General features: G+C 70.7%; 8 protein-coding genes. 2 read left to right on the plus strand and 6 right to left on the minus strand.

What is annotated here, in order from left to right; all coding sequences use genetic code 11:
- Positions 1-78 precede the first annotated feature (78 nt).
- Positions 79-2,541, minus strand: a complete 2,463-nt coding sequence (leuS, locus tag E1200_RS24250; protein ID WP_243708800.1) for a leucine--tRNA ligase — start codon at positions 2,539-2,541, stop codon at positions 79-81.
- A 239-nt stretch (positions 2,542-2,780) separates the two neighbouring features.
- Positions 2,781-3,395: a hypothetical protein gene (locus E1200_RS24255; protein WP_131954380.1), complete on the minus strand. Its 615-nt coding sequence runs from the start codon at positions 3,393-3,395 to the stop codon at positions 2,781-2,783.
- A 260-nt stretch (positions 3,396-3,655) separates the two neighbouring features.
- Here E1200_RS24255 and E1200_RS24260 point away from each other — a divergent pair, with 260 nt between their 5' ends.
- Positions 3,656-5,200 (plus strand): long-chain fatty acid--CoA ligase, encoded by a 1,545-nt coding sequence (locus E1200_RS24260; RefSeq protein WP_131954381.1) that lies wholly within the window; start codon positions 3,656-3,658, stop codon positions 5,198-5,200.
- A gap of 225 nt (positions 5,201-5,425) precedes the next feature.
- Here E1200_RS24260 and E1200_RS24265 read toward each other — a convergent pair whose 3' ends face one another.
- Positions 5,426-6,673, minus strand: coding sequence for a cytochrome P450 (locus tag E1200_RS24265; protein ID WP_131954382.1), 1,248 nt, complete (start codon positions 6,671-6,673; stop codon positions 5,426-5,428).
- 180 nt (positions 6,674-6,853) lie between these two features.
- Here E1200_RS24265 and E1200_RS24270 point away from each other — a divergent pair, with 180 nt between their 5' ends.
- A complete protein-coding gene (locus E1200_RS24270) occupies positions 6,854-7,744 on the plus strand; it encodes an alpha/beta hydrolase (RefSeq protein ID WP_131954383.1) in 891 nt (296 codons plus the stop codon).
- A gap of 95 nt (positions 7,745-7,839) precedes the next feature.
- Here the strand turns inward: E1200_RS24270 and E1200_RS24275 are convergent, their stop codons facing one another.
- The 3 genes from E1200_RS24275 to E1200_RS24285 form a co-directional block, all read right to left on the minus strand.
- A complete protein-coding gene (locus E1200_RS24275) occupies positions 7,840-8,847 on the minus strand; it encodes an ATP-dependent DNA ligase (RefSeq protein WP_243708799.1) in 1,008 nt (335 codons plus the stop codon).
- A gap of 275 nt (positions 8,848-9,122) precedes the next feature.
- Positions 9,123-10,388, minus strand: a complete 1,266-nt coding sequence (locus E1200_RS24280) for a class I SAM-dependent methyltransferase (protein WP_131954384.1) — start codon at positions 10,386-10,388, stop codon at positions 9,123-9,125.
- An 85-nt stretch (positions 10,389-10,473) separates the two neighbouring features.
- Positions 10,474-11,841, minus strand: a complete 1,368-nt coding sequence (locus tag E1200_RS24285) for an FAD-binding oxidoreductase (protein WP_131954385.1) — start codon at positions 11,839-11,841, stop codon at positions 10,474-10,476.
- Positions 11,842-12,037: the final 196 nt, after the last annotated feature.

Here is a 12,037-nt window from a genome sequence, read left to right on the forward strand (position 1 = left end):
CCGTGCGAGCCCGTCTCCGGGGTGCGGCGCGCGGCGGCGGGCGCGGGGACGGGTCGCGGGCAGGTGGAGTGGGGTCGGTCAGCGTTTGGGGACGATGTTGACGATCTTGGGGGCGCGGACGATCACCTTGGCTATCTCGGCGCCCGACAGGCTGTCCTGGACCTTGGTGGACTCCAGGGCCAGGCGTTCCAGGTCGTCCGCGGTGATCGTGGGGGGGACCTCCAGGCGGTCGCGGACCTTGCCCGCCACCTGCACCACGCAGGTGACCGACTCCTCCACCAGCAGGGCGGGGTCGGCGGACGGCCAGCCCGCGCGGATCACCGGTGCCTCGCGGCCCAGCAGTTCCCACGCCTCGTCGGCCGTGTAGGGGGCGAACAGCGACAGCATCGTCGCGATGGTCTCGGCGGCCTCGCGGACGGCGGGGTCGGCGGCGCCGGGGCCCGAGTCGATGGCCTTGCGGGTCGCGGTGACCAGCTCCATGATCCGGGCGATCGCGACGTTGAACCGCTGGTTCTCGACCTGCGAGGTGACCTCGTCGACGGTGTGCGCGGTGACGCGGCGCAGTGCCGTGTCGCCGGACGTGACGTCCACGCCGGGCGCGGAGGACACCTCGGTCGCGATGCGGTGGACGCGGGACAGGAACTTGGACATGCCGTGCGGCGACACGTCCGCCCAGTCGATGTCGTCCTCGGGCGGGCCGGAGAACAGGATCGCCAGCCGGACGACGTCCACGCCGTACTCGCCGATCTGCTCGCCCAGGTCGACGCCGTTGCCCAGGGACTTCGACATGGCCTTGCCCTGGTTGATCACCTGGCCCTGGTTCAGCAGCCGGCGGAACGGCTCGGTGAAGTCGACCATGCCCATGTCGTGCAGGACCTTGGTGAAGAACCGGCTGTACAGCAGGTGCAGGATGGCGTGCTCGACGCCGCCGGTGTACTGGTCGACCGGCATCCACCTGCGGACCTGCTCGACGTCGAACGGGCCGTCGGTGTAGTCGGGCGAGCAGTAGCGGAAGAAGTACCAGGACGAGTCGACGAACGTGTCCATGGTGTCGGTGTCGCGGGTGGCCGAGCCGCCGCACTTGGGGCAGGCCACGTTGACCCAGTCGGACGCGGCGGCCAGCGGTGAGGTGCCCTTGGGCGCCAGGTCGGCGCCGCGCAGGCCCTCGGGCAGCCGCACGGGCAACTGCTCGTCCGGGACGGGGACCTCGCCGCACGACGCGCAGTGCACGATCGGGATGGGGCAGCCCCAGAACCGCTGCCGGGACACCAGCCAGTCGCGCAGCCGGAAGTTGACGGAGGCGCGGCCGGTGCCGCGCTCCTCCAGGATCTCGGTGATGCGGCCGATGGCGTCGGCCTTGGTCAGCCCGTCGATGGGGCCGGAGTTGACGATGGCGCCGTCGCCGGGGGTGGCGACGCCGGTCTCGGACGGGTCGGGCAGCCCGGTCTCGACGACGACGCGGACGGGCAGGCCGAACTTCAGCGCGAAGTCCAGGTCGCGCTGGTCGTGCGCGGGCACCGCCATGATCGCGCCGTGCCCGTACTCGGCCAGGACGTAGTCGGACGCCCAGATCGGCAGCCGCTCGCCGTTGACCGGGTTGACCGCGTAGCGGCCCAGGAACACGCCGGTCTTCTCGCGCTCGGTGGACAGCCGCTCGATCTCGCTCTCGCGGGAGACCTCCTCGCGGTACGCCTCGAACGCGGCGCGGTGGTCGGGGGCGCAGATCTCCTCGGCCAGCGCGGCGTCGGCGGCGACGACCATGAACGTCGCGCCGTACAGGGTGTCGGGGCGGGTGGTGTAGACGGTGACGGGCTCGTCGCGTCCCTCGATGACGAAGTCGACGTCGGCTCCGGTGGAGCGGCCGATCCAGTTGCGCTGCATCAGCAGGACGCGCTCGGGCCAGTTGCCCTCCAGCTGCTCCATGTCGTCCAGCAGCCGGTCCGCGTAGTCAGTGATCTTGAAGTACCACTGGGTCAGGACGCGCTTCTCGACCAGGGCGCCGCAGCGTTCGCAGTGCCCGCCGACGACCTGCTCGTTGGCCAGGACGGTCTGGTCCTTGGGGCACCAGTTGACGTGGCCGCCCTTGCGGTAGGCCAGGCCCCGCTCGTAGAAGCGCAGGAACAGCCACTGCGTCCACTTGTAGTACTCGGGGTCGGAGGTGTGCAGGCGCCGCGTCCAGTCGAAGGACGGGGCGTAGCGCTGGAACGAGGCCGCCTGGGTCTCGATGTTGGCGTACGTCCACTCGGCGGGGTGCGAGTCGCGCTTGATGGCCGCGTTCTCGGCGGGCAGGCCGAAGGAGTCCCAGCCGATGGGGTGCAGGACGTTGTAGCCGCGCTGCAGCCAGTACCGCGCGGGGACGTCGCCGATGGCGAACGCCTCCGCGTGGCCCATGTGGAGGTCGCCGCTGGGGTAGGGGAACATGTCCAGCGCGTAGCGGCGTTCGCGGCCGTCGTCCTTCTCCTCGGCCGTGAACGGTTCGAGTTCCGCCCAGCGGGCCTGCCACTTGTCCTGGACCGCCCGCGGGTCGTACCCGTCGTTCAGGGGGGCCGTCCCCCCTGTACCGCCCGCGGCCGCGCGGGAAGTAACGTCGCTGCTCACGCTTCCGTACTCCGAATTCTGCTCGCTCGCCGGCAGGGACCAGGCTGGCGCCGACATGAGACGGCCCCTCGCACAGGAGGGGCCACCACGCTGACGTCAGTTGTGCGTCAACGTGGTCGTACAAGGAGCAGCCTGGCTGGCATACATCAAGAGTAGCGCAATCGCAAGCCCTCCCGCGGGGGTCAGTGGCCGGACGCCTGCCGGGCCATGGACACCACGCCGGTCACCTGGACGCGGGTGAGCTGGAGGTCGGCGCCGACGGCGGAGAGGGTCTCCTCTTCGGAGTCGCTGAGCCGTCCGTCGGTGAGTGCGATCTCGGCGGCGGCGCGCAGGATGCTCTCGCGGGCCTCGGGGGCGAGCGCACCGGCGGCGCGGGCCATCTCGACGCGGACCTCGTCGAAGGGGCGGGCGAGGTCGCCGTTCAGCGCGGCGTCGTCGTAGTCGGCCACGCCGGCCTGCCGGACGACGGCCACGGCGCGGGAGCGCGAGGACGGGTCGGTGTAGTCGCCGGAGCGCAGCACCTGTGCGATGGCCATGCGCAGGAGCATCGCGGGCATCTGGGCGAGCTGCGCGGTGGTCGGCACGTCGAGGACGCCGGGCTCCCAGCGGCCCTTGCAGGTGCCGCATTCGACGAGCTCGCCGCCGGTCTTGGTCAGCGGAATGACCGGGATGAAGAACAGGGTGAAGAAGTTGCGGCCCTGCCGGCGCCGGTACTCGCGGTCGCCGCCGCAGCGGGGGCAGTGGAAGACCCCCTTGCCCAGGGTGAAGAGGACCACGCGCCAGCCGAAAATGATCAAGATCGGAACCTTTCTTCATGGAGCGGGACGATCGTAACGGGGCCGTGCGCGGCGTGGGGTCCGATCCGTCCCGGAACGGGGTTCCGGTTCCCGGCGGCGCCACCGGGCGCCGTTTCGCGGTCGGCCGTCCGGAAAGCGCACGTCAAAGGGCCGTGAAGGATGGCGCGGACGGAACGCCATGCAGGAGGATGGGCGAAATGCGTCATACACTCGGCGGTAACTAACCGGCCGGTCACCTTTCGCGCGAGGAGTGCCACACGATGCTCAACCTGTCCGTGCTGCTGGAGGACGCCGCCAGGGAGACGCCCGACCGCGAGGCGGTCGTGTTCGGCGACCTCCGGCTCTCCTACTCGTTCCTCGACTCGGTCGCCAACCAGGTCGCGAACCTGCTGCGGTCGCGCGGCATCGGACCCGGTGACAAGGTGGCGCTGTCCAGCCCGAACCTGCCCTACTTCCCGATGGTGTACTTCGGGGCGCTCAAGGCGGGGGCGGTGGTCGTCCCGCTGAACGTGCTGCTCAAGCCGCGGGAGATCACCTACCACCTCGCCGACTCCGACGCCAGGGCGCTGTTCTGCTTCGAGGGCACCCCGGAGCTCCCGCTCGGCGAGATGGGCCACGCCGGGTTCGAGAAGGCCGAGGGCTGCGAGCACTTCTTCCTGCTGCCGGCGAACCCGGCGGCGACCGAGTCGCCGATCGAGGGCGCCGAGCTGTTCTGGGCGGCGCTCGCCGGGCAGCCGGACACGTTCGACCCGGTGCAGACCGACCCGAACGACACCGCCGTCATCATCTACACCAGCGGGACGACGGGCCAGCCCAAGGGCGCGGAGCTGTCGCACAGCAACCTGCTGTCGAACGCCATGGTGAGCGACACGCTGTTCGAGCGGACGCTGCACGACACGTCGCTCGTGACGCTGCCGCTGTTCCACATCTTCGGGCAGACGTGCGTGATGAACGTCGGCCTCTACCGGCGGGCGACGCTCGTCCTGCAGCCGCGGTTCGAGCCGAAGCAGGCCGTCGAGCTGCTGGTCAAGGAGAAGGTGAACATCTTCGCGGGCGTCCCGACGATGTACTGGGGCCTGCTGACCGACGACACCTCCGACGAGGACATCGCGACGATCCGGGAGAACCTGCGGGTCGCGGTCTCGGGCGGGTCGGCGCTGCCGATGGAGGTCCTGAAGGGGGTCAAGAAGAAGTTCGACGTGGACGTCCTGGAGGGCTACGGCCTGTCGGAGACGTCGCCGGTCGCCTCGTTCAACCGCCCGGACCGCCCGGCCAAGCCCGGCTCGATCGGCCTGCCCATCTGGGGCATCGAGATGAAGCTGATCGACGAGGAGTGGAACGACGTCGAGGGCGAGGGCCCCGGCGAGATCGCCATCCGCGGGCACAACATCATGAAGGGCTACTACGGCCGGCCGGACGCGACCGCGGACTCGATCAAGGACGGCTGGTTCCGCACCGGTGACGTGGCCCGCCGCGACGAGGACGGCTACTACTACATCATCGACCGCTCCAAGGACATGATCATCCGGGGCGGGTACAACGTCTACCCGCGGGAGCTCGAAGAGGTCCTGATGACCCACCCGGACGTGTCCCTGGCCGCGGTCGTGGGCGTCGAGCACCCGTCGCACGGCGAGGAGATCAAGGCGTACGTGATCCGGACGCCGGGCTCGTCCCTCACCGAGGACGAGCTGGTCGCGTGGGGCAAGGAGCAGTTCGCGAACTACAAGTACCCGCGGATCGTCGAGTTCCGCGACGAGCTGCCGATGACCGCCACCGGCAAGATCCTCAAGCGCGAACTGCGCTGACCCGCGACGCCCGAAGGCCCGGGGCGCCGGCACCCGCCGGCATCCCGGGCCTCTGCCTGTGCGCAGCGAAGACGCGAGGAGCCGACCGCATCCCTGGTCGAGGATGTACGGCGGCCGGCCTGGAGTCCTGCGCCAACGGCACGGACCGCCACGAGCGGCCCTGGACGGCGCGGGCCGGGAGTGCGGGGGGCCGGAGCCGACCGCCCGCACTCCTCGTGAGCAGGGTCAGATCGTGTAGGGCAGGTGCTTGATCCCGTTGATGAAGTTGGACTCCAGCCGGGCGGGCTCGCCCGACGCGCGGATCTCGGGCGTGCGGCGGAGCAGCTCGCGGAACATCACGGTGATCTCGCGCCTGGCCAGGTGGGCGCCGAGGCAGAAGTGCGGCCCCGGCCCGCCGAACCCGACGTGCGGGTTCGGGTCGCGCAGGATGTCGAACTTCTCCGGGTCGGTGAAGACCGTCTCGTCGCGGTTGGCCGACCAGTAGTACAGGATGAGCTTGTCGCCCTCCTTGACGTGGTGGTCGTTCAGCGTGGTGTCGCGGGTCGCGGTGCGGCGCATCCAGATCACCGGCGACACGTACCGGACGATCTCCTCCACGGCCCCGGGCATCCGGCCGTCGAAGTCCTCGGTGAGCAGCGCCCGCTGGTCGGGGTTGCGGGTGAACAGGTCCAGGCCGTGCGCGATCGCGTTGCGGGTGGTCTCGTTGCCCGCGACGACCAGCAGGATGAAGAAGGAGCCGAGCTCCTGGTCGGTCAGGGACTCGCCGTCGATGTTGGCGTTGACCAGCGCGGACGTCAGGTCGTCGGTGGGGTCTTCGCGGCGCTGCCGGCCGAGGTCCTCGACCAGGTTCTTGAGCGTCTCGCCGGCGCCGAGCAGGGCCATCGCCATCTGCTCGGCGTCACCGGACGGGATGAACTCCGCGTCGTTGCCGGCGAGGATGACGTTCGTGGCGTCCAGGACCGTCTGGTAGTGGTCCTCGGAGATCCCCATCATGTCGCAGATGATCTTCAGCGGGAGCCGGGCGGCGACGTCGGCGACGAAGTCGCCCGTGCCGCCGCCGGTCGCGACGCTCTCGACGATCTCCCCGGCGACGGTCTCGACCTTGTCCTCGAAGCGCTGGATCATGCGCGGGGAGAACGCCCGGGACACGATCCGCCTGATCTTGGCGTGCCGCGGGTCGTCCATGCTGATCATCGAGCCGAAGAACTCGTGCATGTCGCCGGGCATGTCCGGGATGCTGATGGCGCCCTTGCCGGAGCAGAAGTCCTGCGGGCGGCGGGACGCCTCGATGATGTCGGCGTGCCGGGTCAGCGCGTAGTAGCCGGGCCCCTGCGGCATGATGATGATCTCGGGTTCCTCGAAGCGCACCAGCTCGGGATGCCAGCGCAGGGCCTTGAAGGCCTCATGCCGGTACTCGTGCGGCTGCCGCCAGAAGTCCCAGTCCGTCAGGTTGATGTCCTCGACCTTGAGCACGTACCCACCACCTCGTCGATCCGAACCCGGTTCGGTTTACAGGCACCCTCTCAAAGTAAAGCCCGGAGTGCACACTTTTCGACACAGTGACGACCCTCACACTAACCGTCCCGGGCCACCCCCGGCCGGTTCGGCGGCCCGTTCGCGGAGTAGCGTGCGCCGGAAACCGAGGAGGCGGACATGAGCGACATCACGACCGGGTCGGTCAGCGCGAACGGGATCGACTTCGGATACCTCCAGGCGGGCCCCGCGGACGGCCCCCTCGCCCTGCTCCTGCACGGCTTCCCCGACTCGCCGCACACCTGGCGGCACCTCATGCCCGGGCTCGCCGCCGCCGGGTACCGCGCCGTCGCGCCGTTCATGCGGGGGTACGCGCCCACCTCCGTCCCGGTGGACGGCACCTACCAGAGCGGCGCGCTCGCCGCCGACGCCATCGCCCTGCACGAGGCCCTCGGCGGCGGCTCCGACGCCGTCGTCATCGGCCACGACTGGGGTGCCTTCGCCACCTACGGCGCCGCGAACGCCGCCCCGGACCGCTGGCGCAAGGTCGTCACGATGGCCGTCCCGCCCCTCGCCGTCATGACCACCGCGTTCTTCGACTACGAGCAGCTCAAGCGCTCGTTCTACATCTTCGTGTTCCAGACCCCGCTGGCCGAGCTCGCCCTGAACCGCGCGTTCGTCGAGGGGCTCTGGCGCGACTGGTCCCCCGACGACGGCCGCGACCGGTCGCAGGACGTGGACCACGTCATGGACTGCCTGGCCACCCCGGACAACGTCGCGGCGGCGATCGGGTACTACCGCGCCATGCTCGACCCGTCCCGGCTCGTCCCCCGTTTCGCGGCCGAGCAGGAGGCGACGACCAAGGTCGGCGAGCTCCCCGTCCTCTACCTGCACGGGGCGGACGACGGCTGCCTGGGCGCGGACATCGTCGCCCCCGGCGGGGACCTCCGCGCCGTCAAGGCCGCCCTGCCGCCGGGATCGCAGGCCCATCTCGTGCCGGGCGGGGGCCACTTCCTCCAGCTCGACCGCCCCGGCGACGTGAACGCCCGCATCCTCGACTGGCTGGCCTGACTCCGGACGGGGCGCGCCCTCGGGCGGGGTCACCGAACAGCGCACGTCGCACGGCCCCCTCCCCTGGCCGGCGCAGCCCCAGGACGGGCGCACCCTCAGGCGGGGTCGCCGAAGAGCGGCACGTCGGACGGCTCCAGATCCCTCCGGACCCGGACGAAGCGGACGGCGTGCCGCCAGCGGCCGTGCTCGACGGCGGCGTCCCCGCTCATCTCCACGACGATCTCCGGCTCCGTCCGCAGGTACCGGATCGGCGGATGCGCCCCGTACGGGCCGCCGGCGAACCCGGCGGGCAGCTCCGCCGGCCACGGATGCCCGGGCCCGGCGTGCGGGAGGATGCCGGCCAGCGCCGTCCGCGCGGCGGGCCGGAGCGGCGTCGTCCGCGCGACGACCCGCAGCCGCCCGCCGGCGTCGTAGCGGCCGAGGATCAGCGTCTCGGGCGCCTGCCGGGTGCCGGTCAGCCCGCCAACGATCGCCTCCGCGGTGATGCGGCGCTTCACCTTCCGCCAGCCGCGACGGCCCTCCCGGTAGGGGCCGTCGGCGTCCTTGACCACGAGCCCCTCCACGCCCTGGGCGGCGAAGACGTCGAACCAGAGCGCCGCCTCCTCCGCGTCGTCCGTCTGCGGGCTGACGACGACGCGCGCGTGCGGCGGGGCGGCGCCGAGCAGCGCCTCCAGGACGGCCCGGCGCTCCCGCAGCGGCCGCGGGCGCAGGTCGGCCCCGTCCGACTCCAGGACGTCGAACACGACGTAGTGGCAGGGCTCGGTGCGGGCGAGCTCGGCCCGCCGGCGTCCGGCGACGTGGCGGCGCTGCAGCGCGCCGAAGTCGAGGGTCCCGTCGGCGCCCCAGCGGACGATCTCCCCGTCGACGACCGTGCCCGGCGGGACCTGCTCCGCCACCGCCGCGACGATCTCGGGGAACGCCTCGTTGAAGCTGACGCGGCGGCGGGACGACAGGTGGACGGCACCGTCCTCGGCCACGCGCGCGACCGCGCGGAACCCGTCGAACTTCGGCTCGTAGCGGCAGCCGCCCGGACACGACCGCTGCGGCGGGATGTGGTCGATCGTCGCGGTCAGCATCGGCTTCACCGGGGACCGGATGTGCATGGTTCGCGCCCCCCGAACCAGGCGGCCCTGATGACCGCCCACTCCCCTCACCTACCCCGCTTGACCTGCACTGATAGGCCGCCGGACCGAATGTTGACCCGCGGTTGGACCGGCCAAGGCCCGCACCGGGGGACACCCGCCGACGACCCGAAACGCTCGCCGGGCCGGCCCCCGCCCCCGCTTCTTCCGCGAACCCGTCAGGTCTTGGGGCGGGAAGGGAGGAGCCGACCGGGGTGGCCGGCCGGCTCGTCCTGTTCTGCGGTGGTTCTACGGGGTCACGAGTTCCAGTCGGGGCGGAGTGGCATGTCGCTCGTGCCGTCGGCGTGCAGTTTGACGCCTAGTGTCTGGTGGAGCTGGATCCAGTTCTGGTCGAACCCGAGCACGCAGCCGGCCATGTAGACGCGCCACACGCGGGCGGTGCCCTCGCCTACCTCGGCGACGGCCTCGTCCCAGTGCTCGTCGAGGTTCTCGCACCAGGCGGTGAGCGTGCGGGCGTAGTGCTCGCGCAGGTTCTCCTGGTGGCGGATCTCGAAGCCCGCGTCGTTCATCTGGCACTGGACGTAGCCGGGGCCCTCCAACTCGCCGTCCGGGAACACGTAGCGGTTGATGAAGCCGTTCTCCTTGCGGGACGGCGCGATGTTGTCGGGACGGGTGATGGTGTGGTTCAGCATCCGGCCGCCCGGCTTCAGCTTCCCGTACAGGAACGAGAAGTAGGCGGGCAGGTTGGCCTTGCCGATGTGCTCGGTGAGCCCGATGGAGCTGATCGCGTCGAAGTCCGACTCGGTGACGTCCCGGTAGTCCATGTGGCGGACCTCGGCGAGGTCCGACAGGCCGCGGTCCGCGATGGCCTTCTGCGCCCACTCGGCCTGCTGCTTCGACAGCGTCACGCCCAGCGCCCGGACGCCGTACTCCTTCGCGGCGTGCATGACCATGCCGCCCCAGCCGCAGCCGACGTCCAGCAGGCGCATGCCCGGCTTGAGGGCGATCTTCCTGGCGACCAGGTCGTGCTTGAAGAACTGCGCCTCTTCCAGCGTGGCGTCCGCCGTGGGGTAACACGCGCAGGTGTAGGCCATGGACGGGCCGAGCACCCACTCGTAGAACGTGTTGGACACGTCGTAGTGGTGCGAGATCGCCTTCGCGTCCCGGCGCTTGGAGTGCCGCAGCCACGACGGGATGCGGCTGAACGGCGCCTCCTGCGGCGGCGGGTCGAGCCGGCGGGAGACCGCGGCGCGCAGCAGCGGATCGCCGAGCACACCGCCGAGGATCCGCGCCTTGTCGCCCGGCGTCACCTCGTTGAACACCTGCTGCATCGTGCGCAGCGCGGTGATCATGTCCCCGCTGACGTCGATCATGCCGGTGACGTAGGCGCGGGCCAGGCCCAGCGCCCCCGGCGAGTGCAGCAGGTAGGACACCGCGTACGGCGAGCGGATGTCGAACCGGATTGCGGCGCCGGGCACCCCTGCCCGGGACCCGTCGTACGCCGCGAACTCCACTGGCGCCTCAGCCCCGGCGAGCCGCTCGAAGACCCTCGCCAGCGTCATGGTGATCCCTCCTGTCTCTCCGCCCGGCCGGGTCCGCGATGACCGGCCGCCGTCCGGGCACTCCCCCGAACCTGCGGACGCCTGGTCAGCGTCCGCGCACGCACTTGTCGTAGAGGTCGAGCAGGCGCTCGCCGGGGTCGTAGCTCCCCTTGAGCCGCCGGTATGTGTCCCCGTCGTAGTAGCGCCAGAACTCGTCCCTGCTGTAGAAGGCAGTCGAATAGAGGGACTTGTGCCCGTCAAGGGCCGCGACCTTACGTTCGATGAGCCGGTTGTGGTACTCGGGGATCTGCCCCGGCGGCAGCCGGACCGTCCCCCAGAAACCCACGTTCACGTACGGGCGGCCCACTTCGAGCGGGTACAGCGGCCACCGCTCCTTGGCGCGCAGCGGGCACAGCCAGATCGGGCTCATCCCGACCTTGTCGTGGAAGAACTCCAGGAACTCGGGGAGCCGCTCGGCGGGGACCTCGATGTCCTGGATGACGTCCTCGCGGGGCCGCTGCCCCCGCCACCGGTCGGCGCGCGCGACGAAGTGGTACCGGCGGTCGTAGGCGACGAGCCTCCGGTACACGTCCGACCGCTTGAACCTGTCGGGCCACAGCCGCCGGACGGCCGGGTTCTGGACGCCGAACGCGCCCGAGCACCAGAACCAGTCGGTGTCCCAGCGCCAGATGTAGTCGCGGATCGTCAGGAAGTCGACGGACCGCTCCTGGATCGACCGGTAGTAGATCTCCTGGCCGGTGTAGTCGGACGTGTACGGCGCCGAGTCGGCGAAGAAGCCCAGCGTGATGTACTGCTCGTCCGCGCCGAAGACCGTGCCGTCCATGAAGTCGACGGCCTCGTCCTCGAACCGCCCGGACTCGGTGATCTCCGCCATCACCCGGGCCAGCTCGGCCGCGTCGCCGAACCGCAGATGCCGCAGCCGGACGTAGGGGCGGACCTGCCGCAGCTCGATCTTCAGCCGCAGCGAGTAGCCGAGCGTCCCGTAGGAGTTGGGGAACCCGTAGAACAGGTCGGCGTGCTCGTTGTCCCTGGTCGCGGTGACGACCCGGCCGTCGCCGGTCAGCACCTCCATCTCCAGGACCGCCTCGTGCGGCAGCCCGTCCCGGAAGGAGGTCGACTCGATGCCGAGGCCCGTCACGGCGCCGCCGAGGGTGATCGTCTTCAGCTGCGGGACGACCGTCGGCATCAGCCCGTGCGGGAGCGTCGCGTCGACGAGGTCCTCGTAGGTCGCCATGCCCTGGACCTGCGCGGTCCGCTCCTCGGCGTCGACGCTGAGCACCTTGTCGAACCCGGACACGTCCAGCCCGGGAGCGTCCGAGGGGTCGCGCCACCGGAACAGGTTCGAGGTCTTCTTCGCCAGCCGCACCGGCGTGCCCGCCGGGATCGCCTCGTAGGACCTCTTGAGCGCCTCGACCGCCCGCTCGTGATCGCCCTTGACCGCAAGTTCCGTCATCTGCCCCTCCCGGAGACCCAGTTAATCGATCATCCCATGCACGGTCCACATAATTTGGACGTTAGGGGAGTCACAGGCAGAGAGCGGAATAACCCCTCGGGCGCGTACATCGGCGTCGATTCATCTCCTGGAGGCGACGGAACCGCAACAGGGCGGCCACGTCAACATCTCCCCCGCCCCCCAGCCTGACAAACAC

Source organism: Actinomadura sp. GC306 (genome assembly GCF_004348665.1).
GTDB lineage: Bacteria > Actinomycetota > Actinomycetes > Streptosporangiales > Streptosporangiaceae > Spirillospora.

Bases quoted from the DNA above. Each gene is read 5' to 3' on its own strand.
- E1200_RS24260 (WP_131954381.1), top strand. From the start codon at position 3,656: ATGCTCAACCTGTCCGTGCTGCTGGAGGACGCCGCCAGGGAGACGCCC.
- E1200_RS24270 (WP_131954383.1), top strand. From the start codon at position 6,854: ATGAGCGACATCACGACCGGGTCGGTCAGCGCGAACGGGATCGACTTC.
- E1200_RS24275 (WP_243708799.1), bottom strand. From the start codon at position 8,847: ATGCACATCCGGTCCCCGGTGAAGCCGATGCTGACCGCGACGATCGAC.
- E1200_RS24280 (WP_131954384.1), bottom strand. From the start codon at position 10,388: ATGACGCTGGCGAGGGTCTTCGAGCGGCTCGCCGGGGCTGAGGCGCCA.
- E1200_RS24285 (WP_131954385.1), bottom strand. From the start codon at position 11,841: ATGACGGAACTTGCGGTCAAGGGCGATCACGAGCGGGCGGTCGAGGCG.